The 22,545-nt window shown below is 60.2% G+C and carries 22 protein-coding genes; 1 reads left to right on the top strand and 21 read right to left on the bottom strand.

All coding sequences use genetic code 11. The annotated features are described in order from the left end of the window. Window positions 1-9 precede the first annotated feature (9 nt). The 4 genes from nirB to GTP58_RS16010 form a co-directional block, all read right to left on the bottom strand. Window positions 10-2,541, bottom strand: coding sequence for a nitrite reductase large subunit NirB (gene nirB / locus GTP58_RS16025; RefSeq protein ID WP_161078324.1), 2,532 nt, complete (start codon window positions 2,539-2,541; stop codon window positions 10-12). Window positions 2,542-2,553: 12 nt separating this feature from the next. Next, a complete protein-coding gene (locus tag GTP58_RS16020; RefSeq protein ID WP_161078323.1) occupies window positions 2,554-3,849 on the bottom strand; it encodes an MFS transporter in 1,296 nt (431 codons plus the stop codon). Window positions 3,850-4,128: 279 nt separating this feature from the next. After that, on the bottom strand, window positions 4,129-4,326 hold the full coding sequence (locus tag GTP58_RS16015) for a hypothetical protein (protein ID WP_161078322.1): 198 nt from the start codon (window positions 4,324-4,326) through the stop codon (window positions 4,129-4,131). Then, entirely contained in the window at window positions 4,323-4,541 is a 219-nt protein-coding gene (locus tag GTP58_RS16010) for a hypothetical protein (protein ID WP_161078321.1), read from the bottom strand. Before GTP58_RS16010 ends, GTP58_RS16015 begins: the two co-directional genes overlap by 4 nt. An 86-nt stretch (window positions 4,542-4,627) precedes the next feature. Here GTP58_RS16010 and GTP58_RS16005 point away from each other — a divergent pair, with 86 nt between their 5' ends. Further along, window positions 4,628-4,975 carry a hypothetical protein gene (locus GTP58_RS16005; protein WP_072785861.1) on the top strand — a complete coding sequence of 116 codons (348 nt, stop codon included), beginning with the start codon at window positions 4,628-4,630 and terminating at the stop codon, window positions 4,973-4,975. A 2-nt stretch (window positions 4,976-4,977) separates the two neighbouring features. Here the strand turns inward: GTP58_RS16005 and GTP58_RS16000 are convergent, their stop codons facing one another. From GTP58_RS16000 to recN, 17 genes are all read right to left on the bottom strand, one after another. Continuing rightward, entirely contained in the window at window positions 4,978-5,823 is an 846-nt protein-coding gene (locus tag GTP58_RS16000) for a hypothetical protein (RefSeq protein ID WP_161078320.1), read from the bottom strand. 18 nt (window positions 5,824-5,841) lie between these two features. Further along, a complete protein-coding gene (locus GTP58_RS15995; RefSeq protein WP_161078319.1) occupies window positions 5,842-6,540 on the bottom strand; it encodes a hypothetical protein in 699 nt (232 codons plus the stop codon). 265 nt (window positions 6,541-6,805) lie between these two features. Beyond that, window positions 6,806-7,609: an ABC transporter ATP-binding protein gene (locus GTP58_RS15990; RefSeq protein WP_161078318.1), complete on the bottom strand. Its 804-nt coding sequence runs from the start codon at window positions 7,607-7,609 to the stop codon at window positions 6,806-6,808. Window positions 7,610-7,620: 11 nt separating this feature from the next. Continuing rightward, on the bottom strand, window positions 7,621-8,526 hold the full coding sequence (ntrB, locus tag GTP58_RS15985) for a nitrate ABC transporter permease (protein ID WP_161078317.1): 906 nt from the start codon (window positions 8,524-8,526) through the stop codon (window positions 7,621-7,623). 15 nt (window positions 8,527-8,541) lie between these two features. After that, on the bottom strand, window positions 8,542-9,714 hold the full coding sequence (locus GTP58_RS15980; protein WP_161078316.1) for a CmpA/NrtA family ABC transporter substrate-binding protein: 1,173 nt from the start codon (window positions 9,712-9,714) through the stop codon (window positions 8,542-8,544). Between the two features lie 377 nt (window positions 9,715-10,091). Then, window positions 10,092-10,709 (bottom strand): ANTAR domain-containing response regulator, encoded by a 618-nt coding sequence (locus GTP58_RS15975; protein ID WP_161078315.1) that lies wholly within the window; start codon window positions 10,707-10,709, stop codon window positions 10,092-10,094. A gap of 118 nt (window positions 10,710-10,827) precedes the next feature. After that, window positions 10,828-11,700, bottom strand: a complete 873-nt coding sequence (locus GTP58_RS15970; protein WP_161078314.1) for an ABC transporter permease — start codon at window positions 11,698-11,700, stop codon at window positions 10,828-10,830. Next, window positions 11,697-12,539, bottom strand: a complete 843-nt coding sequence (locus GTP58_RS15965; protein WP_161078313.1) for an ABC transporter ATP-binding protein — start codon at window positions 12,537-12,539, stop codon at window positions 11,697-11,699. The genes GTP58_RS15970 and GTP58_RS15965 overlap by 4 nt, the downstream gene beginning before the upstream one ends. After that, on the bottom strand, window positions 12,536-13,531 hold the full coding sequence (locus GTP58_RS15960; protein WP_161078312.1) for an ABC transporter substrate-binding protein: 996 nt from the start codon (window positions 13,529-13,531) through the stop codon (window positions 12,536-12,538). Before GTP58_RS15960 ends, GTP58_RS15965 begins: the two co-directional genes overlap by 4 nt. 16 nt (window positions 13,532-13,547) lie before the next feature. Further along, window positions 13,548-14,417: a TauD/TfdA family dioxygenase gene (locus GTP58_RS15955; protein ID WP_161078311.1), complete on the bottom strand. Its 870-nt coding sequence runs from the start codon at window positions 14,415-14,417 to the stop codon at window positions 13,548-13,550. A gap of 185 nt (window positions 14,418-14,602) precedes the next feature. Then, window positions 14,603-15,280 (bottom strand): carbonate dehydratase, encoded by a 678-nt coding sequence (can, locus tag GTP58_RS15950; RefSeq protein WP_161078310.1) that lies wholly within the window; start codon window positions 15,278-15,280, stop codon window positions 14,603-14,605. A gap of 101 nt (window positions 15,281-15,381) precedes the next feature. Further along, window positions 15,382-16,509, bottom strand: coding sequence for a molecular chaperone DnaJ (dnaJ, locus tag GTP58_RS15945; RefSeq protein ID WP_161078309.1), 1,128 nt, complete (start codon window positions 16,507-16,509; stop codon window positions 15,382-15,384). A gap of 113 nt (window positions 16,510-16,622) precedes the next feature. After that, window positions 16,623-18,566, bottom strand: coding sequence for a molecular chaperone DnaK (dnaK, locus tag GTP58_RS15940; protein WP_161078308.1), 1,944 nt, complete (start codon window positions 18,564-18,566; stop codon window positions 16,623-16,625). 75 nt (window positions 18,567-18,641) lie between these two features. Beyond that, window positions 18,642-19,193 carry a nucleotide exchange factor GrpE gene (grpE, locus tag GTP58_RS15935; RefSeq protein WP_072785840.1) on the bottom strand — a complete coding sequence of 184 codons (552 nt, stop codon included), beginning with the start codon at window positions 19,191-19,193 and terminating at the stop codon, window positions 18,642-18,644. A gap of 221 nt (window positions 19,194-19,414) precedes the next feature. Further along, complete coding sequence (hemH, locus tag GTP58_RS15930; protein WP_161078307.1) at window positions 19,415-20,524, bottom strand: ferrochelatase; 1,110 nt, start codon at window positions 20,522-20,524, stop codon at window positions 19,415-19,417. A 34-nt stretch (window positions 20,525-20,558) separates the two neighbouring features. Further along, window positions 20,559-20,819, bottom strand: coding sequence for a hypothetical protein (locus GTP58_RS15925; RefSeq protein ID WP_161078306.1), 261 nt, complete (start codon window positions 20,817-20,819; stop codon window positions 20,559-20,561). Window positions 20,820-20,886: 67 nt separating this feature from the next. Further along, entirely contained in the window at window positions 20,887-22,539 is a 1,653-nt protein-coding gene (gene recN / locus GTP58_RS15920) for a DNA repair protein RecN (protein WP_161078305.1), read from the bottom strand. Window positions 22,540-22,545: the final 6 nt, after the last annotated feature.

The raw sequence follows: 22,545 nt of genomic DNA, 5'->3' as shown, positions 1-22,545 counted from the left end.
GTCTTCTCCTTAAGCTGCCTTGACTGCGATAGGGATAACGCGTTTGCGTTCTTCAATGGTGGCTGGACGAATCTGGCCACGCTCCTCCATGAACAGCACGTTCTCATCGCCTTTGTCACTGTTGACGAAGTGACGGAAGCGCTTGCGGGTTTCCGGATTCTCGACCGCTTCTTTCCACTCGCAGGCGTAGGTATTGACCACGTGCTGCATATCGGCTTCCAGCTCGGCGCCGATGCCCAGCTTGTCCTGCACCACCACCTGCTTGAGGTAATCCAGCCCGCCTTCAAGATTCTCGCGCCAGGTGCTGGTGCGTTGCAGGCGGTCGCCGGTGCGGCTGTAGAACATCAGGAAGCGGTCGATGTACCTGACCAGCGTGGCCTTATCCAGCTCGGTCGCCAGCAGCTCCGCGTGGCGTGGCTTCATGCCGCCATTGCCGCAGACGTAGAGGTTCCAGCCCTTTTCGGTGGCGATGACGCCGACGTCCTTGCCTTGTGCTTCCGCGCACTCGCGGGTGCAGCCGGAGACGCCGAACTTGATCTTGTGCGGTGTCCGCAGGCCCTTGTAGCGGTTTTCCAGTTCAATCGCCAGACCGATGGAGTCATCAACGCCGTAACGGCACCAGGTCGAGCCGACGCAGGACTTCACCGTCCGCAGCGATTTTCCGTAAGCGTGCCCGGACTCGAAGCCCGCTGCAATCAGCTCTTCCCAAATCAGCGGCAGCTGTTCAACGCGGGCGCCGAACAGGTCCACGCGGGCGCCACCGGTGATCTTGGTGTACAGGCCGTACTTCTTGGCGACCTGGCCGACAGCGATCAGGCCATCCGCCGTAACCTCGCCAGCGGGCATGCGTGGCACGACCGAATAGGTGCCGTCCTTCTGGATATTGCCAAGGAAGTAGTCGTTGGTGTCTTGCAGGCTGGCGTGTTCCTTCTTCAGCACGAAGTCGTTGTACACGGTGGCCAGAATGCTGGCGGCCAGCGGTTTGCAAACGTCGCAGCCCAGGCCTTTACCGTGTTTGTGCAGCAGGTCGCTGAAAGACTTGATCTGGCCGACTTTAATCAGATGGAACAGCTCCTGACGCGAGTAGGCGAAATGTTCGCAGACATGGTTGTTCACTTCCATGCCCTGCTTCTTCATCTCGGCTTTCATCACTTGCGTGACCAGTGGGACGCAACCGCCACATGCGGTACCGGCGCTGGTGCAGCTTTTCAGTTCGCCGATGGTGCAGGCGCCGTTCGCCACCGCAGCGCACAGCGCGCCTTTGGAGATGTTATTGCAGGAGCAGATCTGTGCAGAATCCGGCAATGCATCCACGCCCAGCGCTGGCCTGGCCGCGCCATCGGACTGCGGCAGGATCAGGAACTCCGGCGATTCCGGCAGCTCGATCCTGTTCAGCATCATTTGCAGCAGCGTGCCGTATTCGCTGGCGTCGCCAACCATCACTCCACCCAGCAGGTATTTGCCGCAGCTGGACACCACGATCTTCTTGTAGATCTGTTTGCGCTCGTCGATGAACTGATAAGCATGGCTACCCTCTTCCTTGCCGTGCGGGTCGCCGATGGACGCAACGTCCACGCCCATCAGTTTCAGCTTGGTGCTCATGTCGGCGCCGGCAAATTCTGCCGCTTCGCCCAGCAGGTGTCTGACGGCGACGCGCGCCATTTCATAGCCCGGCGCGACCAGGCCGAAAATCATGCCGCCCCACAGCGCGCACTCGCCAATCGCGTAGACGTCCGGATCGGAGGTGACGCAGTTGTTGTTGATCTCAATGCCGCCGCGCGGGCCGACGGCGAGGCCCGCTTCTTTCGCCAGCATGTCGCGCGGACGAATACCGGCCGAGAATACGATCATGTCGGCTTCCAGATGGCCGCCGTCGGCAAACTCCATGCGGTGCGTGGCTTCGGCGCCATCGACGATGGCGGTGGTATTTTTCCCGGTATGAACGGTGACGCCCAGCTCTTCGATTTTACGGCGCAGCACACGGCCGCCGTGGTCGTCCACCTGCACAGCCATCAGGCGCGGCGAGAACTCGACGACGTGCGTCGCCAGCTTCATGTCGCGTAGCGCTTTGGCGCATTCAAGCCCCAGCAGGCCGCCGCCGATCACCACGCCGGTCCTGGCGCGCTTGCCGCATTCCAGCATCGCTTCCAGGTCTTCGATGGTGCGGTAGACAAAGCAGTCCTGGCGATCCTTGCCCGGCAGCGGTGGCACGAATGGGAAGGAACCGGTAGCGATGACCAGTTTGTCGTAGCCCAGTACATTGCCATCGGCGATGGTGACTGTCTTTGCCTTGGTATCGATGTCGGTGGCACGGGTATTCAGGCGCAGCACCATATCAGTGCGGTCGAAGAAGCCTGGCTTTACCAGCGACAGGTCTTCGGCGCTTTTACCCGAAAAGAATTCGGACAGGTGTACGCGGTCGTAAGCAGGACGTGGCTCTTCGCACAATATCGTCACTTGCAGATTGCCGGCACCGCTGTTCGCCAGGCTTTCCAGGAATTTGTGGCCAACCATGCCATGACCGATAACGATAATTTTCATGATGCGGCTCCTTCAGGCGGTGGCGATGGCGGTTTCTTGTACGGTGACGCTGCTGAAGCGCGCAGCCAGCGCACACAGTGCGGAGATGGCGACCAGCACACCAAGGATGCTCAGCGTCTGCTGGGTATCGCCCAGGCCTTTCATCAGGAAGCCGGCAGCGACTGCGCCGACATTGCCGCCCGCGCCGATGATACCGGCCACGCCACCGAGGGCGCGCTTGTCAATGAAAGGCACCACGGCGTAAGTCGCGCCGCAGGCCATGTGGGTGAAGAGGCCGAAGAACAGCATGGCGGCGATGGCCAGTACGGCATTGCCTGCGTGCGCGAACATCAGCAGGCCAGCCCCCTCGCCCAGCATCAGCACGAACAGCAGGATGACGCGGTTATTCAGGTTGCCGCCAGCGGCGAATTTGTCGGACGCCCAGCCGCCCAATGCCCGCGCGAACAGCGCCAGCAGACCAAAGGAACCCGCTGCCATGCCGGCTTGTGCCAGCGTCAGTTTGAAATGATCGACATAGTAAATCGCGGCGATGTTGTGAATGAAGATCTCGATACCGAAGCAGGCGCCGTAAGTGATGAACAGCAGCCATACGCGGTAGTTGGCGGCAGCCAGTTTGAACGAAGACCAGCCGCCTTTCTTGCCACCTTCAATGGCCACGCCCGCAGCGCGCAGCTCTTTGTAGTTACCTTGCGGGCAGTCCTGCGTGAAGTTGTAGTAGACGAAGGCCATGACGATCATCAGCACGCCCGGCACGACCAGGGCTGCGCGCCAGCCCAGCGTTTCGGTCACGCCCAGCATCACCATGGCGGACATCAGCAACGGCATGGCGGCTTGGGCGACACCGCCGCCGGCATTGCCCCAGCCGGCGGCAGCGGCATTGGCAGTGCCCACCACTTTCGGCGCGAACATCACCGAGGTGTGGTACTGCGTGATGACGAAGCTGGCGCCAGCAGCACCGATCGCGAGACGGAAGAACAGGAAGCTCTCATAACTCTGTGCGAAGGCGACCCCGATCACCGGAATGGAGCCCAGCAGCAGCAAGCCCGTATATGCTTTGCGTGGACCGAAGTGATCGCATAGCGGGCCAACAATCAGGCGTACCAGGATGGTGACGGCAACGGCGGCGATATTGATGTTGGCGATCTGCGCTGGCGTCAGGCCGAATTCACCTTTAATCACCGGCATCAGCGGCGCGCAGGCGAACCAGGCGAAGAAGCAGATGAAGAACGCCATCCAGGTCAAGTGGAACGCCCGCATCTGAGGCGTTGAAATCGATAAGAGCTTGATGCTGGTAGCTTTGCTGGCCATTTTTTTTATCCCGTTCAGAAAACAAAAAGGCGTCCGCGCAACCGGGTCTCAAAGACCGGGTTGCGCGGACGCCGTTGTCCTGCCAGTCCGTCCTTGGACCAGCGATGAATTCGTGTACTGCGGGAGATCGCCGTTGACCTCTTGCTCAACTACGTTGCAAGAGCCGTGCCAGAGGCTGGATGTGCTGCGACAGAGGGAGGACCAAGATAAAGAGCACGCAGCGGCATGGCGCCGTGCGATGTTGCGGTGCGTGCCTGCACGCTATCGGTGCGACGCGTGCTATGCCGGACGATTCGGCGTTCGGGTAATCGAGATCGCTACCGGGTCGCTGGCCGGAAAGCTTTCATCCAGCGCCTCGTCCAGCGCGCGTTCAACGCCGGTGGGCGTGGGCAGCGCCTGATTTTCGGGTTTCACAGCAAGTTCTTCGCGCCGCAGGCGATATTGTTCGGTCATCAGCAAACGTACCAGTGCAGTCATAAGTCCCCCGATATTCTGAAACATTCGATCCGCGCAAAGGCGGCGCTGGTCTTGTCATGGGCTGCAACCAATCGCGTGAATACGTCCCGGGCGACCAGATTGTAGGCATCGATCTTGGCGCATTGCGCCAGCTCGTGGGCTGCGGCATGCTCTTCCGCCAGCGCGCTGGCAAATTCGGCAAACGCCCGTTGGCCTTCTCGGCGGTAAATTGACATATCACCTCCCCGGTGAAAGAACCATCGTAGCAGGCATTCCAATCCGGGGCTGTTCTGTACAATGCAACAACAACCTGGGAGAATTTATGAAACGTCTTTTAGTAGGCATGGCCCTGGCGTTCGGCCTGCTGCCAGCCCGTGCAGATACGCTGACCACACCGTCCTTTGTCATTGACATCAAAGTCAACTGCGAGGAAGGCAACGTCAGCTGCGATGACGTCAGCTATACCGGCACCAGCAAGAAGACCGGCAAGAGCATCAAGCTGCGTGGAAAAACCATGCACACCCTGTGCGCGGACGGCGTGACGCCATGCCGCTTCCTGGGCTATGAATTCCGCAACGGCAAAACCAGCTACAAGGTGTTTGAAGGCGGCGAGCTATCCGTCACCCAAGGCAAGAAGGTCATCCTTGAAGAGAAAGGTGAGTGGCAGTAAGCTCAGATGTCTTGCACGGGGTTGGTGCCGGCGGCCAGCACGTAGGCTTTGCCATCGAAATGATAGCGGGCGCTTGATTTGGTATTGCTTTGCACCTGTTCGACAAACGAGCCGTCTTTGTCTTCCTTGACGGTGTAGCGCTTGTTGTTGAAGTTCACGACGATATCGCGGTAGCCACTCGGCTGCGCCTCTGATGCGAAGGTGATCTTGCCTTCGGTCGCCCAGCATTCGGATGTGGTGGGACCGCAGGCACCTTCGTTGCCGGAACCTTCCTTGAAGCTCCCCAGGCTGCGCACGCCGGCGTCCAGGTCGAAAATCACCGCATATTGGATCCAGTAGCCCTGCCAGATACCGCCATGGGAAACGATGAAGCCGGACTTCCCCGGCGCCAGCGTGACCCACTCGACTGAGCCGATTTGGCCGTCTGAACCCAAATCGTCGACACCCTCGCGACGTTCCAGTACTTTCCAGCCCGAGTCCGTATGGCGTAATAGGTACACATTCAGAATGCCGGGTGTGACGTGACCAGCTGTGTCGTTGCCCTCTTCGTCGGCCTGTGCGCCGTTGACGATCATGACGGTGCGGCCATCGGGCAGATCGGTGCTGGCGTTCAGTGTCATCAGATGAGGTGCTTCGGCCCCCTCGACCAGTATCGTCGCCAGCGCGCTGCGCTTCTGTGCGTCGTAGCTGTCGCCAAAGACGGCACGCATCAGTTCCGCATCGCGGGACTTCGCAGCAGACGCCGGTGCCGCCGCTGCCGATGCGCTGGCGGCGGGGGCAGGCACTGCCGCCGGTTTTTCGTGACGCGAACATGCGACCAGCGCAATGACCGCGGACAAGGTGTACATCGGAAGATATTTCATCGATCAGTTAACGCTGTTGATTGGATTCTCGCCAGATATGAGCACATATTTTGTGCCGTCAAAATGATAGCGGGCGCGCTGTTTGACATGGCTCTTGACCTGTAATTCGTTTTTCCCCTCTTCCACTGTGTAGCGTTTGTCGGTGAAGTCTGCCAGCATGTCATTGTAGCCGGAGGCCTGTGGTTCCGCGTCTACGTGGATGCTGCTCTCGATCGCCCAGCACTGTGCGGTCTCCGGCAGGCAGGCGTCGCCGTTGTCTGAACTGGTGCTAAAACCACCCAGGCTGCGTATCTCGCCGCTCACGTCATAGATTGCAGCGCTGGACGTGGAAAGGCCCTGTCCTCTATAGAACGCGGACACCATAAAGCCCGGCTTGCCCGGTCCCAGCGTGATCCATTTGACCGCCCCCGCCTGGCCATTCGAACCTATCTGATCCAGGTTTAACCGGCGCTGGCGGACTTTCCAGCCGTCGTTTGTGCGTTGAAGCAGGTAGGCGCTGAGCATGCCCGGCGTGGCGTTATACGCATCGTCTTCGCCTTTTTCGGTGACTGGCGAACCGTTGACGATCAATACCGTGCGGCCATCAGGCAAATCCATGTCGGCGAGGTGCGACATCTTATAAAACTGGCCTTCGTGTTCGACGATGTCTTTGTTAAAGACTGCCTGCATCAACGCATCGTCACGGCTGGCAGCGGGTTTCACAGACGGCGGAGCGGCTGGAGGTTGCTTTGAGCAACCAGCCAGCAAGATGGAAGCAATCAGTAAATGGGCAGCATTTCGCATGGTGAAGTTGGGCAGAATTCATAACGCGCATCATCATGCCTTGATTTACTCATCCATGACGTACGCCTGAATTGCCAAATTCAGAACTATTTATGTGACAATATTCAACCGTCCAGCCGATGGGGGCTGCAGTTTCCACGTGACCGTGGCTGCTCACGGCTGATCGCCAACAACCCGGTTCTCTTCACGCGGCTTGTGCTGGATGTGCCTGTTTTCGATACAGGAACTCTAGGACCGTCGTACGGTATGCCATGTATCGCGAGTCCGCAGCCAGCGCCACACGGTCGCGTGGTCGCTCCAGCTGGACATCGACGATTTCGCCTATGGTCGCAGCCGGGCCGTTGGTCATCATGACGATACGGTCCGACAGCAGCACCGCTTCGTCGACATCGTGCGTCACCATCACGACGGTGGACTTGGTGGCAGCGACGATCTTCAACAGTTCGTCCTGGAGATGGGCGCGCGTCAGTGCATCCAGTGCGCCGAATGGTTCATCCATCAGCAGCACTTTCGGCTCCATCGCCAGCGCGCGGGCGATGCCGACACGCTGTTTCATGCCGCCCGAGATTTCATTGGGCCGCTTGCTTTCCGCTTGCGACAAACCGACCAGCGCCAGCGCCTGCAAGGTGCGTTCGCGCAGCTGCTTGCGCGATTCGGTCTTGCCGAATACGCGTTCCACGCCGAGATGGATGTTTTCGTAGCAGGTCAGCCAGGGTAGCAGCGAGTGGTTCTGGAATACCACCGAGCGTTCCGGCGATGGTCCGGCGATCTCGCGGTTGGCGCACAGCAGCACGCCATCGCTGGGTTCCAGCAGACCGGCGACCAGATTCAGCAGGGTCGATTTGCCGCAGCCCGAGTGGCCAATCAACGTAATGAATTCTCCCTTGGCCACTTTCAGATCAATCTCGCGCAGTGCGTGGAACACGCCTTTCTTCGTATGGAAAATCATCTCCACGCCTTCGATATCGATGAATCTGGATTCGTCCATGATCGTACTCCCTAGTTGGATACCTGTTCGTAGGTGAAGGCCCGGGCCAGCGCCATCAGCGCCTGCTCCAGCAGCAAGCCCACCATGCCAATGGCGGCGATGGCAATGATGATGTGCGGGACATTCAGGTTGTTCCACTCATCCCACACCCAGAAACCGATGCCGACACCGCCGGTCAGCATCTCGGCGGCGACGATCACCAGCCACGCGGTGCCGATCGACAGACGTACACCCGTCAGGATGTAGGGCAGCGCCGAAGGCAGCAGGATTTTGGTCAGCACCTTCCACTCGGACAGGTTGAGTACCCGGGCCACGTTCATGTAATCCTGCGGCACACGCTGCACGCCCACCGCCGTGTTGATAATCATGGGCCAGATCGAGCAAATGAAAATAGACCAGATGGCAGCAGGGTTGGCGGACTTGAACACCAGCAGCCCTATCGGCAGCCAGGCCAGCGGCGACACCGGTTTCAACAGGCTGATAATGGGGCCGAACATGGCGCCGACAAACTGCACGCGGCCGATCAGGAAACCCAGCGGAATGCCCACCAGCGCAGCGAGCCCAAAGCCCACGCCCACGCGCTGCAAGGACGCCAGCAAGTTCCAGCCTATGCCCTGGTCATTCGGGCCTTTGCGGTAGAAGGGATCGGAGAACAGCTTCACGGCTTCGTCCAGCGTGACAGCTGGCGTCGGGAACTGTGCGTTATTTACCGTGATCAGCTGCCAGACCAGCACCAGCAACGCCGCGCCCACCAGCGGCGCGACAATTTTCATAACGGTGGCAGAGACCTGTTTGCGCACACGCGCCGCACCGTTCACCGCAAGCGGCCGGCGTGGGCGGCGGGATGGCGGGGATGCCGCAGGCACTGCGTCGGTGACCAGCGTTTCAACGCTGTCAGGTTTCAGCATGGCGTTCATGGCACTCTCCTGTTATCAGGCTTTGATCTTGAACGAGGCGGCAAATGCTTTGGGATTCTTGCCGTCCCATACGGAACCATCCATCAGTTTCGAGCTACGCAGAGGGCTCTTAGGTACAGGGGTTTTGGTCATGGCGGCGGCATCCTTGTACAGATCGATCTGATTGACCGCAGTGGCCACTGCCAGATAATCCGGATCGTCTTTCAGCAGCCCCCAGCGGCGATGCTGGGTCATGAACCACATGCCATCCGACAGATACGGGAAGTTGACCGCGCCGTCGTTGTAGAACTTCATATGGTTAGGATCGTCCCAGGTCTTGCCCAGGCCATTCTGGTAGCGGCCCATGATGCGCTGGTCGATTGCATCCTTGCTGGTGTTGACGTAGGACTTGTCGGCGATGACCTCAGCCATCTTGTTCTTGTTGGCCAGCGAGGCATCGATCCACTTGCCTGCTTCAAGTATCGCCGCCATCATGGCGCGGCAGGTGTTGGGATATTTTTTGGCGAATTCCAGCGTGGAGCCCAGCACCTTCTCCGGATGGTCCTTCCAGATATCCTGCGTGGTGGCGGCAGTAATCCCCACACCATCCATGATGGCGCGATGGCCCCACGGCTCCCCCACGCAGAAGCCATCCATATTCCCGACGCGCATATTGGCCACCATCTGCGGTGGCGGTACGGTGATGACCTTGGCATCCTTGAGTGGATTGACGCCGTTCGCCGCCAGCCAGTAGTACAGCCACATGGCGTGCGTGCCAGTCGGGAAAGTCTGCGCGAAAGTGTATTCACGCTTATCGGTCTGCATCAGCTTTGCCAGCGACGGGCCGTCAACCCCGCCTTTGTCCGCGACCTTCTTCGACAGTGTGATAGCCTGGCCGTTGTTATTGAGGCCCATGAGCACTGCCATGTCCTTCTTCTGGCCGCCGATGCCCATTTGGACGCCATAAAGCAGGCCATATAGCACATGGGCTGCATCCAGATCGCCATTGGCCAGCTTGTCGCGCACACCGGCCCATGACGCTTCTTTGCTCAATACGAATTTCACGCCATACTTCTTGTCAAAGCCCAGCACCGACGCCATGACCACGGAAGCGCAGTCGGTCAGCGGGATGAAGCCGATCTTGATTTCTTCTTTCTCCGGCTTGTCCGAACCTGCCGCCCATACGCCCCCCGTTGCCAAACCCAACATGCTCGCTCCCGCTACCAGACCTGCACCATGAATAATTTTTCTGCGCGTGACATTCACCGCTTCCGTCCCGGGTGGTAACGCGCGTGGTGTATCGAGCTTTTTGTATTCCATGGCTATCCCTCGTTGTAGTCGTCAATAACTATCACTATCGGCCAAAAAAAACGCCTACCCTCACGAACGCATTCATGATTGGTAGACGTCATTGTCTGGTGGGCCTTACCGCCGTTGGCAAGGCGCAGCGGCGCATCATTGCGCCTGCATACGGTTATGCAATGTCCGTGCCAACAGGCTCACAGAGGGAAATGGTGCGCAGTGGCAGGCTGTGGGCAAAAAAAATGCACCGCAATTGCGCGGTGCATCATTTTGGGGTGCGCCGGTCAGCCTAGCAGGTCTTCCACATCGAGGATGCGCTGGGCGACCTCGGACAGCTTGAGGTTTTTGCTCATGGCCATGGTGCGCAGCTTTTGATAGGCCTGGTCTTCGGTAAAGCCCTGGCGCTGCATCAGCAGGCCTTTGGCTTTTTCGATCACCTTGCGCTCGGCCAGCTTGCTCTTGGTATCGGACAGCTCGTCCAGCAGCTTCTGCTCGCGTTTAAAGCGCGCCAGCGCCACCTGCAGCACCGGCTTGATACGCTCGCTCTGCAAGCCGGCCACGATGTAGGCGGAGACGCCCGCTGCCACCGCCGCCTCCATGCTCTCCGCGTCTTCGCTCTCGGTGAACATGACAATGGGGCGGCGTTCATCGCGGGTGGCGATGACGATATGCTCCAGCACATCGCGTGCATCGGATTCCGCGTCCACGATAATCATATCGGGCTGCAGCTGCGCGATGCGGTCTGGCAGGTACATATCCGGCGGCAGCGAGGCGATGATGTCATAGCCCGCCTCCAGCAGCCCGATGCGCAACACCCGCGCGCGCTCCGCCTGCGCGTGCAGCGACTCGTCATCCTCATCGTGAATGACGGTGTTGACGACAACAATCCGCAAATTGGGCATGGCCGGCTTAAGCATGGGAGTGGCAGATGACCCTGCTGCATGCAAGAATCAAACCAGTAGTTTTGGTGTCCATGGCCAGATTCTAAGGCAGAACAACGGCAGTCTGCCAGCTCATCGCCTAGCGTTGCATGCCCCAGCGCCGCACGGTCAGCATTTCCAGTGGAAGAAATACCACATTTTCCACCAGCAGGCCGATCAGGATGACGGCGGCCAGACCAGCGAAGACTTTATCGGTGTACAGCTCATTGCGGTTCTGGAAAATGTACCAGCCAAGTCCCCCTTGTCCCGCTGTGGTGCCGAATACCAGTTCGGCGGCGATCAGCGTCCGCCACGCGAAGGCCCAGCCGATCTTGAGGCCGGACAGGATGGATGGCAGTGCGGCCGGCACCAGGATGTGCAACACAAACCGCAGGCCGCTCAAGCCGTAGTTACGGCCAGCCATGCGCAAGGTGTCCGGCACCGACTGAAATCCCGCATAGCCCCCCAGCGCCAGCGGCCATAGCACGGCATGCACGATCACGAACAGCAGGCTGCCTTTGCCGAGCCCAAACCACAACAGCGCCAGCGGCAGCAGGGCGATGGCCGGCAGTGGATTGAACATGGTGGTCAGCGTCTCCAGCAAATCGCGGCCGATGCGGGTGGTCGCGGCCAGTGCCGTCAGCGTAAAGGCGGCGGCGATGCCGGCCACATAACCTTGCAGCAGGACGCTCAGCGAGACACGCACACGGTCCAGCAGCTCACCGCTGATGATGCCATCGACGAAAGCCTGCCCGGTTTGCAGGAAGCTTGGCAGCAGCAGGTCATTCGCCTGCCAGCGGGCGATCAGCTCCCACAACGCAGCCAGCAGGATCAGGATAAAGGTCTTGCGCAGCCAGCCCTGCTGCCATGCACGGCGCGCCAGCGGCAGGGCAGGATCAGCAGCGCGCAACGACGGCGCGGCGACCGTGTATTCGTATTCCTGGCGGATCGGTGGATCAAGGACAAGGCTCACGGTGCGGCGCTCCGGCCATGCGCCGCCTGCGACGCACCGCGATCAGGCGCTGTGTCGCTGCGCCGTTCACCAAACAGCAACGTGTGGATGCGCTGTGTGGCCGCCTGAAATTCAGCGCTGCCCGCGCTGGCCAGATCGAACTGATGGCTGTTCAGTTCCGCCCTCACCTGCCCCGGATGCGGCGACAGCAGCAGGATGCGGTTGCCCACCACCAGCGCCTCTTCGATCGAATGCGTGACGAACAGCAGCGTAAAGCGCAGCTCTTCCCACAAGCGTCCCAGTTCTTCCTGCATCTTGCGGCGCGTGAGTGCATCGAGCGCGGCGAACGGCTCATCCATCAGCAGCACTTCCGGCTGCATCGCCAGCGCACGGGCAATCGCTACGCGCTGCTTCATGCCGCCGGACAGCGTGTGCGGATGCGCGTGTTCAAAGCCGCTCAAGCCCACCTTGGCGATCCAGTGCGCGGCGCGCTCGCCGGCTTCATGGCGGCTCACGCGCCGGGCCATCAACAGCGGGAACATGACGTTCTCCAGCACCGTCTTCCACGGCGGCAGCTGGTCGAACTCCTGAAACACGACCATGCGGTCCGGCCCCGGCCCAAGCACCTGCGCGCCATTGATGGTAATGCTGCCAGCGGCAGGCTTGACGAAGCCCGCCGCCGCCTTCAACAGCGAGGACTTGCCGCAACCCGAAGGGCCAAGCAGTACGAAGCGGTCGCCGCGGTACACATCGAAGCTGACGTCATGCGTGGCGCGCGTGTGACCATACTCCAGACTCACGCCATCGGCACGCAGCAACGGTGCGATGCCGCCAGTAGGGCTGACAATTTGCAGGCTCATGATCCCTGCACAATCACCGGGTCTTCAAAGAAGTACTCGCGCCAGCTGGCCGGCTGCTTCTTGATTGCCCCAACGCGGTACAGGAACTGTGCGAGGCTGTAGGTATTCTGCGGCGCGACGCTGAACTGCACTTGCGGGTTCTTGATAATCTTCAGCAGCAGCTCGCGGTCTACCTTGCTCTTGCTGATGCGCAGATAGGTGTCGGCAGCGCCCTCAGGATTTTTGGTCGCATACTGCGCGGCTTCCGCCAGCGCGGCGGTGAAGGCGCGATAGGTCTTCGGATTCTCGTTGCGGAACTTCTCGGTTGCATACAGCACGGTGGCCGAACTCGGGCCGCCCAGCACATCGTAGGAGTTCAGCACAATGTGCGCATTCGGATTGCCGGCCAGCTCCTGCTCCTGATACGGTGGATTGCCAAAATGGCCGTTGATCTCCGTACCGCCTGCAATCACGGCCGCCGTGGCATCCGGGTGCGGCAAGGTCTGCGTAAATTTATCCAGGCGCGCAAACTCCTTTTCGCCCCACTGCTTGGCCGCGGCGTACTGCAGGATGCGCGACTGCACGGATACCGTCACTGCCGGCAGCGCAATGCGATCCTTCTCGCTGAGGTCCGCAATCGATTTCACTTTCGGATTGGTGCTGACCAAGTAGTACGGGAAGCTACCCAGCGAAGCTACGCCTTTCACATTCTGTTTGCCATTGGTGCGGTCCCAGATGGTCAGCAACGGACCAACACCTGCACCGGCGATATCGATAGCGCCCGACAGCAGCGCATCGTTCACCGCTGAGCCGCCGGACAACTGCGTGCGCTCCACCGTGATATCGACGCCCAGCTTCTTGCCCTGCTTCTCGATCAGCTGCTGGTCCTGGGCGATGTTCAGCAGCAGGTACACGATGCCGAACTGTTCGGCGATACGGATGCGGCCCTCCGCCTGCGCAGGTGCGGCGAAGGCAAGGCTCAAGGCAAGTACGGCGGCGGTGCGTCTGAACATGGAGATCCTCGGTGAATTAGAAAGGCACGTCGCCTTCGATAGTGGTGCGATAGAGCTTGCGGCGCAGATGGTCCGGCGTGCCGCCTGCCAGATGCATCAGCGAGCGGTTATCCCAGAACACCAAGTCATGCGGCGCCCAGCGGTGGCGGTACACATGCTCCGGCTTGACGCTGTGCGCGAACAGCTCATCGAGCAGCGCGCGGCTTTCATCTTCGGGCAGGCCGATCACGCGCGTGGTGAAGTGCTCGCTGACAAACAGGGCTCTGCGGCCCGTCTCCGGATGCGTGCGTACGACAGGATGCACGACCGGCTTCACCTCATCGATCTGCGCCTGCGTCAGCGCCGGGCGGAATGGGCTGCGGCGGCGCAGCGCTTCGTACTGCGCCAGATAACTGTGCTCGGCGCGCGCGTTCTGCACCGCGTGACGCAAGGCGACTGGCAGCGTGTCGTATGCCAAATGCATATTGGCGAACAGCGTATCGCCACCTTCCAGCGGCAGTTCCTGCGCGTGCAGCATCGAACCGAGGCTGGGCTTTTCCTTGTACGACAGATCGGAATGCCAGAAATGGCCGGCGTCACCGAGACCGAGCGGTTTGCCGTTCTCGATGATGTTGGAAATGATGAGGACTTCCGGCTGGGAGGCCAGCTGGAAATTGCGCAGCACATGGATCTGCAGCGGCCCGAAACGGCGGCTGAAATCCACTTGCTGCTGTGGCGTGATGCGCTGGTCGCGGAACACCAGCAAGTGGTGATCCAGATGCGCCTCATGGATACGCTGGAACTCCCGCGGCGGCAGCGAGCGGTTCAGATCCAGCCCGATAACCTCCGCACCGAGCGGTGCGTCGAACAACTCAATCTGAAACGAATCCTGCAGAACGGCAGCCATGGCACACACCTTGAGAAATATGTGCAATACAGTCTATGCCGCCATCCTTATTTAGAAAACGAAGCTTATCTGATATCGATATACGGTCAGCGTGCGGGCATCGTTCCAACCCGCACTGCGGCGACCAAGGGTCTGACCCTGTACGGGGTCAGACCCTGACCTTTTGGGGTGGCTGTACGGCTTAATCAGGCAGTGACAGTGTCGTACTTTGCCAGGCGTTGCTGGACTGCCGGGGACAGCTGGTCGAGGGCGCTGACGGCGATGCCCATGTCTTGCAGCTTGCCGTCGTTGATGCCATAGACCCAGCCGTGCACGGTCAGGTCCTGGCCACGGTCCCAGGCGTCCTGCACGATAGTGGTGGCGCAGACGTTGGTCACCTGCTCGACCACGTTCAGTTCTACCAGGCGCTCGGAGCGCTTCTGCTCGTTGACCACGCTGCCCAGGTAGCGTTCGTGCTTCTGATTGACGTCGTGGACGTGGCGCAGCCAGTTGTCGACCAGGCCGACGCGGGTACCGGTCATGGCGGCATGCACGCCTTTGCAGCCGTAGTGGCCAACGATAATGACGTGTTTGACCTTCAGCACCTCAATCGCGAACTGCAGCACGGACAGGCAGTTCAGGTCCGAATGCACCACGACGTTGGCGATGTTGCGGTGAACGAAGACATCGCCCGGCGCCAGGCCCAGCAGTTCGTTGGCCGGTACGCGGCTGTCGGAGCAGCCGATCCACAGGTATTCCGGTGCGGCCTGGTTGGCCAGGCGTTTGAAGAACTCGGGGTCGCGTTCGACTTCCGACTCCGCCCAGCGGCGGTTGTTCTCCAGCAGGTTGCGCAGGGGGGACGTGCTGTTTTTCAGACTTTCCATGATGCTCCTCTCGTACATAAAGAGACCGCCGGTCTGCCCGAAAAGGCAGCGCGGCGGTCTTGATATTACCAATCACACGTGACAGCGAAGTGACTCATTGCTTACTCAAAAAAGTCCTTCACCTTGTCGCGCCAGGTTTTGGTCTGCGGGCTATGCTTGGCGCCGCCTTCCGTGGTCGATTTTTCAAAGTCGCGCAGCAGATCTTTCTGCTTGTCGGTCAGCTTGACCGGCGTCTCGACTGCCACGTGGCAGAACAGGTCGCCCGCGAAGCCGGAACGCACGCCTTTGATGCCCTTGCCCTTGAGGCGGAAGGTCTTGCCCGACTGGGTGCCTTCAGGGATCGTAAACGCTACTTTACCAGACAAGGTCGGCACTTCGATTTCGCCGCCCAGCGCTGCCTTGGCAAACGAGATCGGCATTTCGCAGTGCAGGTCGTCGCCTTCGCGCTGGAACACCTGGTGCGGCTTGATGTGGATTTCCACGTACAAGTCGCCTGACGGCCCGCCATTCGTGCCCGGTTCGCCGTTGCCGGACGAGCGGATACGCATGCCGTTGTCGATACCGACCGGGATCTTCACTTCCAGCGTTTTGTTGCGCTTGATGCGGCCCTGGCCCGAGCATGCGGCGCATGGCTCAGGAATGATCTTGCCGGTGCCGTGGCATTTCGGGCAGGTCTGCTGGATGCTGAAGAAGCCCTGCTGCATGCGGACCTGGCCATGGCCGGCGCAGGTCGAGCAGGTCACCGGCGAGGTGCCTGGCTTGGCGCCGGTACCGTGGCAGGTGTCGCACTTGTCCCACGACGGCACGCGGATGGTGGTGTCGAAACCATGCGCTGCCTGTTCCAGCGTGATCTCCAGGTTGTAGCGCAGGTCGGCGCCACGGTACACCTGCGGACCCTGGCTGCGGCCGCGGCCACCGCCAAAGATGTCGCCGAAGATATCGCCAAAGGCGTCGCCGAAACCGCCCGCGCCACCACCGAAGCCACCGCCGCCGCCCATGTTGGGATCCACGCCGGCGTGACCATAGCGGTCATACGCCTCGCGCTTCTCCGGATTGGTCAGCATTTCGTAGGCTTCTTTGACTTCCTTGAATTTCTCTTCCGCGTCCTTGCTGTCCGGATTGCGGTCCGGATGGTACTTCATGGCCAGTTTGCGATAGGCCTTCTTGATCTCGTCTTCGGTGGCGCTTTTCGCTACACCGAGTATCTCGTAGAAATCACGCTTTGCCATATTGTCGGAACCTTGCTTATATTCTGTACTGATTTATGCGAAAAAGCCGAGCCGGTACCGCTTACACGGCCACACGGCTCGGCTTGCCGTTCCCGCCGCAGCGGGAATGACGATTACTTGCTGTCTTTGACTTCTTTGAAGTCAGCGTCGACCACGTCGTCCTGTGGCTTGGCTTGCTCGGCGCCTGCGCCTGGCTGGGCGCCACCTTCAGCACCGCCAGCGGCCTGCTGTGCCTGCATGTCAGCGTACATCTTCTCGCCCAGCTTCTGCGAAGCGGTCGACAGTGCTGCCACTTTGGCGTCGATCTCGGCCTTGTCGCCCGATTTGATCGAGGCTTCCAGGTCGGTGATCGCAGCTTCGATCTTCTCTTTCTCGCCAGCTTCCAGCTTGTCGCCGTATTCGGTCAGCGATTTGCGGGTCGAGTGCACCAGTGCGTCAGCCTGGTTGCGCGACTCAGCCAGTTCTTTCACTTTCTTGTCTTCTTCTGCGTTGACTTCAGCGTCTTTCACCATTTTCTGGATTTCCGCTTCGGTCAGGCCGGAGTTTGCCTTGATCGTGATCTTGTTTTCCTTGCCGGTGGCCTTGTCTTTCGCGCCCACGTGCAGAATGCCGTTGGCGTCGATGTCGAAGGTCACTTCGATCTGTGGCGTACCGCGTGCTGCTGGCGGGATGCCTTCCAGATTGAACTCGCCCAGGCCCTTGTTACCGGCAGCGATTTCGCGCTCACCCTGGTAGACCTTGATGGTCACCGCAGGCTGGTTGTCGTCAGCGGTCGAGAACACTTGCGAGAACTTGGTCGGAATCGTGGTGTTCTTGTGGATCATCTTGGTCATCACGCCGCCCAGGGTTTCGATACCCAGCGACAGCGGGGTCACGTCCAGCAGCAGCAAGTCCTTGCGCTCGCCCGACAGGACCGAACCTTGAATCGCAGCACCGACCGCCACGGCTTCGTCCGGATTCACGTCTTTACGTGGATCTTTGCCGAAGAACTCTTTGACCTTTTCCTGCACCTTCGGCATACGGGTCATACCGCCGACCAGGATGATGTCGTCGATGTCCGTGACTTTAACGCCGGCATCCTTGATTGCGGTTTTGCATGGCTCGATGGTGGCGATGATCAGCTCTTCCACCAGCGATTCCAGCTTGGCGCGGGTCATTTTCAGGGTCAGGTGGACCGGCGCGCCGTTCGCCATGGCGATATACGGCTCGTTGATTTCGGTCTGCTGCGACGACGACAGTTCGATCTTCGCGCGCTCGGCCGAAGCCTTGATGCGCTGCAGGGCGATCGGATCTTTTTTCAGGTCCAGGCCGTTGATCTTCTTGAACTCTTCGATGATGTAATCGATGATGCGCTGGTCGAAGTCTTCGCCGCCCAGGAAGGTGTCGCCGTTGGTCGACAGCACTTCAAACTGCTTCTCGCCATCCACGTCAGCGATTTCAATGATCGAGACGTCGAAGGTACCGCCGCCCAAGTCGTACACGGCGATCTTGCGGTCGCCCTTTTCGGTCTTGTCCAGGCCGAAGGCCAGTGCGGCTGCGGTTGGTTCGTTGATGATGCGTTTGACGTCCAGGCCAGCGATACGGCCGGCGTCTTTGGTGGCCTGACGCTGCGAGTCGTTGAAGTACGCCGGTACGGTAATGACGGCCTCGGTGACTTCTTCACCCAGGTAGTCTTCCGCAGTTTTCTTCATCTTGCGCAGCACTTCCGCCGAGATTTGCGGTGGCGCCAGTTTCTTGTCGCGTACGCCGATCCATGCATCGCCGTTGTCGGCCTTGGTGATCGAGTAAGGCATCAGACCGATGTCTTTCTGCACTTCTTTTTCGTCGAACTTACGACCGATCAGACGCTTGACCGCAAACAGCGTGTTTTTTGGGTTGGTCACTGCCTGGCGTTTTGCCGGGGCGCCGACCAGGATTTCACCATCTTCTTGGTAAGCAATGATAGATGGCGTCGTACGTGCGCCTTCGGCATTTTCGATAACCTTAGGCTGGCCGTTTTCCATGACGGAAACGCAGGAGTTGGTGGTTCCCAAATCGATACCGATAATTCTACCCATGATTTTCTTCCTTATTTGCTAGAGTTCAGATGGTACTAATATGTGGAAAAGCTCTGTCTTTTCAAGAGCTTGAAATTATTTTGCTTGGGCTGCGGTGACGATGGCCGGACGCAGCAGGCGGTCGGCGATCATATAGCCTTTTTGCAGCACGGAAACAACGGTATTGGCTTCCTGGTCGGCAGGCACCACGGCAACGGCCTGGTGCTTGTTCGGGTCCAGTTTCTCGCCCTGTGCCGGTTCAATCGCGATCAGGCGATTGCGCTCGAAGGCTGCCGACAGCTGTTTCAGCGTCATTTCGACGCCTTCCTTCAACGATTCCAGCGTTGGCGCTTCAACTTTCAGCGCCATTTCCAGGCTGTCTTTCACTGGCACCAGCGCTTCGGCGAAGCTCTCTACCGCGAATTTATGGGCCTTGGAAACATCTTCCTGGGCACGGCGGCGGATGTTTTCACCATCCGCCTTGGCGCGCATGAAGGCGTCATGCATGTCGGCCAGCTTGGCTTCGGTTGCGGCCAGCTGTTCTTCCAGCGATGGCAGGCCCGCTTCCGGGGTCGATGGTGGGGCCGACGCAGCGGCTGCGGCCGCCTCTGGATTAGGTGGTACGGCTTGGTTTTCCTGATCTTGCATCTAGAGACTCCTACAATCGTATTTGTTTGACATTACTTTGTTACCGGTGTGGCAGTAAATTGGGCAATAACCTATGTTTTCAAGGGTCTTTTTTGCCTATCAATTTGACAACAACCAACACGCCGGCAGCACATCAGGCGGCTATTTTAACAGGCTGGCACTCGTCACCCGCAAGTGCTGATTAACGGGTGACGGTGTGGTGAGGGGAGTAATGTTGCTTTTCAGTCCTGGGCGCCAAGCTGCAAGGCGGCGGCGCGGCCCGCTTCCGCTTCCTGTTTCCGCTGTTCGCGCTGGGACGGCGGCATCTGGGTCGGCCAGCCAATGATGTGCTGCTCGGCGATCTCGGCCAGCGCAGCGATCCAGGCTGGCGATTCGTTCAGGCAAGGGATGTAATGGAATTCCTTGCCGCCGTTTTGCTCGAAGTCATGCCGCACTTCCATGGCGATTTCTTCCAGCGTTTCCAGGCAGTCGGCAATGAAGCCGGGACAGATCACATCAATGCGCCTGACGCCGTCGCGCGCCAGCTGGGCGACGGTGGGCGCCGTGTACGGTTGCAGCCACTCGGCCTTGCCGAAGCGCGACTGGAACGTGACCACGTACTGGTCCGGCGTCAGTTTGAGGGCGGTGGCCAGCAGGCGCGCGGTTTTCAGGCATTCGCAGTGATAAGGGTCGCCCAGCAGCAGCGTGCGCTTCGGCACACCGTGGAAGGACATCACCAGCTTTTCCGGGCGGCCGTGCTGCTCCCAGTGGTTGAGTACGGAATGCTGGAGCGCGCGGATATAGCCGTCGTGGTCGTGATAGTTGCGCACGAAGCGCAGCTCCGGGACGTTGCGCACGCTGCCGTAGTGCTGGAACACGGCGTCGTAGATGGAACCGGTGGTGGTGCCGGAATATTGCGGGTAGGCAGGCAGCAGCAGGATGCGCTCGGCGCCGTCGGCCTTCAGCTTGGATAGCACGTCCGGCAGCGATGGCGAACCGTAGCGCATGGCCATGGCCACCGTCAGGTCCTGATGGCCGCGCTCGCCCAGTGCACCGCGCAGATATTGCGCCTGGGCGGCCGTGTGGGTGCGCAGCGGCGAACCTTCACGGGTCCAGATCGACGCGTATTTTTTGGCGGACTGGCCGGAGCGGAACGGCAGAATGATGAGATTCAGGATGAACCACCACACGGCCCGGGGAATCTCGACCACGCGCGGATCGGACAGGAATTCTTTCAGATAGCGGCGCACGGAGGAGCGGGTCGGCGCATCAGGCGTACCCAGATTAACCAGGACGATGGCGCTGCGGCCGACGCTGCCGTGCTTGTGAGGAGGTTCTTTTTGAAAGGTCATGAATGGCTAAGGGCGAATACCGTTAGCCCGTATCTTAATGCATAAGTCTGATTGCAGCGACGGCAACACCGCCCATGACCGTGGTCATTCCGAATGCGGCAAAAATAAACCATTTCACCATGCGGACTTCCAGCTGATAAATATCCGCTCGAAGACTAGCGATATCTTCTTTGGTAGCCATACTGGTAGTCATGCGCAGCTCTATGCCATCAAGCCGCATTTCAATTCGGACCAGCCTCTGCTTGGCATCATCGGCAAAAGCTTCCTGCTTCTCAAATCGTTGCTCAGTTTCCATGATCGCCTCCCTTGTAAAGGGCATTGATCAATCTTAGTCCTTTTTGCCTGTGCGGGTCTGCGTGAAATCAAGAAGCCAGCAGCTCGCGGGCGTGTTTGCGGGTGGTGGCGGTGATTTCCAGGCCGCCCAGCATGCGGGCGATTTCTTCCACGCGCGACTTCGAATCCAGCACGTCGATGCGCGACGCGGTCTTGCCGTTGTCCAGCATGCCCTTGGCCACCTGGAAGTGCTGGCCCGCCTGGCTGGCAACCTGCGGCAAGTGGGTTACGCACAGCACCTGGCGCTCCTGGCCCAGGCGACGCAGCAGACGGCCCACCACTTCGGCCACACCGCCGCCGATGCCGCTATCGACTTCGTCGAAGATCAAGGTCGGCACCGTGGTGGCGTTGGAGGTGATGACGGAAATCGCCAGCGAGATACGCGCCAGCTCGCCGCCCGACGCCACCTTGGCCAGCGGCCGCGCCGCCACGCCGGCGTGGCCAGCGACCAGGAATTCCACCTGCTCCAGCCCATACGCCGCCGGTTCGCCCGCATGCAGCGCGACCTCGAAACGGCCGCCCGTCATGTTCAGTTCCTGCATCGCCCTGGTCACCGCCTCGCCCAGCTGCTGCGCGGCGCGCGTGCGCGTGGCCGTGAGTTTCTGCGCCTCGGCCAGATAGGCGGCCTTCAGCTTTTCCTCCTGCTTGCGCAAACCTTCGATATCGCTGGCATCGGCGATCTGCGACAGACGCTCGGCCAGCTTGGCGTGTTCCGCCGGCAGCTCATCTTCCGGCACGCGGAATTTGCGCGCTGCCGAGTGAATCGCATCCATGCGCGCTTCCACCTTGCGCAGGCGCTCGGGGTCCAGGTCCACGCGGTCCAGATAGTCGTTGAGCGCATACACCGCCTCCTGCAGCTGGATGCGCGCCGGCTCGATCAGATCCACGATTGCCTGCAGGCCGCTGTCGATATCCGCCAGCTTGCCCAGCTTCTGGTTCAGCGATGACAGCTGCGACAGGATGGGATGATCTTCCGACTCCGAAATCGCCGCCAGCGCTTCCTGCGCGCCCGCCATCAGGCTGGCCGCATGCGACAGGCGGCTTTGCTCATTGCTGACCTCTGTCCACTCGCCTGGCTTGACGGCCAGCTTTTCCAGCTCGTTGACCTGCCACTCCAGCCGCTCGCGCTCATACAGCACATTGGCGGCATTGGTTTCAAACTCGTCCAGCTGGCGCGCCAGCGCCCGCCATGCCTTGTAGGCCAGCGCCACCGCACGCGCCTCGCCGGCCGCGCCCGCCTGGCCGTCCAGCAGGTCACGCTGGGCATCGGTCTTCATCAGCGACTGGTGGGCGTGCTGGCCGTGGATGTCCACCAGCAGATCGCCCAGCTCGCGCAGCTGCGCTGCGGTCGCCGCCACGCCGTTGATGTAGGCCTTGCTGCGGCCCGCATTGTCGATCACGCGGCGCAGTAGTGCGCCGTCCTCTTCCACCGCGAATTCATGCGCCACCAGCCAGGCGCGCGCCTGCTCGCTGACGGCGAAGTCCGCCGTGATGTCGGCCTTGGCCGTCCCTTCGCGCACCACGCTGGCATCGCCACGGCCCCCCAGCGCCAGCGTCAGCGCATCAATCAGGATCGATTTGCCGGCCCCGGTCTCGCCAGTAAAAACCGTAAAGCCTGCGGAGAATTCCAGTTCGATCGAGTCGACGATTACAAAATCACGGATGGACAGGGTACGCAGCATGGAGGC

Source organism: Duganella sp. CY15W (genome assembly GCF_009857555.1).
Lineage (GTDB): Bacteria > Pseudomonadota > Gammaproteobacteria > Burkholderiales > Burkholderiaceae_D > Rugamonas > Rugamonas sacchari.
Note: the sequence above shows the minus strand (reverse complement) of the source record. Positions and strands in the feature narration are given on the sequence as shown.

What these genes read in the sequence shown, in the direction of transcription:
- ntrB (WP_161078317.1), bottom strand. Translation starts at nt 8,526, where the DNA reads ATGAACGCCATGCTGAAACCTGACAGCGTTGAAACGCTGGTCACCGAC.
- GTP58_RS15925 (WP_161078306.1), bottom strand. Translation starts at nt 20,819, where the DNA reads ATGGAAACTGAGCAACGATTTGAGAAGCAGGAAGCTTTTGCCGATGAT.
- dnaJ (WP_161078309.1), bottom strand. Translation starts at nt 16,509, where the DNA reads ATGGCAAAGCGTGATTTCTACGAGATACTCGGTGTAGCGAAAAGCGCC.
- GTP58_RS16000 (WP_161078320.1), bottom strand. Translation starts at nt 5,823, where the DNA reads ATGTACACCTTGTCCGCGGTCATTGCGCTGGTCGCATGTTCGCGTCAC.
- hemH (WP_161078307.1), bottom strand. Translation starts at nt 20,524, where the DNA reads ATGACCTTTCAAAAAGAACCTCCTCACAAGCACGGCAGCGTCGGCCGC.
- nirB (WP_161078324.1), bottom strand. Translation starts at nt 2,541, where the DNA reads ATGAAAATTATCGTTATCGGTCATGGCATGGTTGGCCACAAATTCCTG.
- dnaK (WP_161078308.1), bottom strand. Translation starts at nt 18,566, where the DNA reads ATGGGTAGAATTATCGGTATCGATTTGGGAACCACCAACTCCTGCGTT.
- GTP58_RS16015 (WP_161078322.1), bottom strand. Translation starts at nt 4,326, where the DNA reads ATGACTGCACTGGTACGTTTGCTGATGACCGAACAATATCGCCTGCGG.
- recN (WP_161078305.1), bottom strand. Translation starts at nt 22,539, where the DNA reads ATGCTGCGTACCCTGTCCATCCGTGATTTTGTAATCGTCGACTCGATC.
- GTP58_RS16005 (WP_072785861.1), top strand. Translation starts at nt 4,628, where the DNA reads ATGAAACGTCTTTTAGTAGGCATGGCCCTGGCGTTCGGCCTGCTGCCA.
- GTP58_RS15955 (WP_161078311.1), bottom strand. Translation starts at nt 14,417, where the DNA reads ATGGCTGCCGTTCTGCAGGATTCGTTTCAGATTGAGTTGTTCGACGCA.
- GTP58_RS15980 (WP_161078316.1), bottom strand. Translation starts at nt 9,714, where the DNA reads ATGTTGGGTTTGGCAACGGGGGGCGTATGGGCGGCAGGTTCGGACAAG.
- GTP58_RS15990 (WP_161078318.1), bottom strand. Translation starts at nt 7,609, where the DNA reads ATGGACGAATCCAGATTCATCGATATCGAAGGCGTGGAGATGATTTTC.
- GTP58_RS15960 (WP_161078312.1), bottom strand. Translation starts at nt 13,531, where the DNA reads ATGTTCAGACGCACCGCCGCCGTACTTGCCTTGAGCCTTGCCTTCGCC.
- GTP58_RS16010 (WP_161078321.1), bottom strand. Translation starts at nt 4,541, where the DNA reads ATGTCAATTTACCGCCGAGAAGGCCAACGGGCGTTTGCCGAATTTGCC.
- GTP58_RS15965 (WP_161078313.1), bottom strand. Translation starts at nt 12,539, where the DNA reads ATGAGCCTGCAAATTGTCAGCCCTACTGGCGGCATCGCACCGTTGCTG.
- GTP58_RS15975 (WP_161078315.1), bottom strand. Translation starts at nt 10,709, where the DNA reads ATGCCCAATTTGCGGATTGTTGTCGTCAACACCGTCATTCACGATGAG.
- grpE (WP_072785840.1), bottom strand. Translation starts at nt 19,193, where the DNA reads ATGCAAGATCAGGAAAACCAAGCCGTACCACCTAATCCAGAGGCGGCC.
- can (WP_161078310.1), bottom strand. Translation starts at nt 15,280, where the DNA reads ATGGAAAGTCTGAAAAACAGCACGTCCCCCCTGCGCAACCTGCTGGAG.
- GTP58_RS16020 (WP_161078323.1), bottom strand. Translation starts at nt 3,849, where the DNA reads ATGGCCAGCAAAGCTACCAGCATCAAGCTCTTATCGATTTCAACGCCT.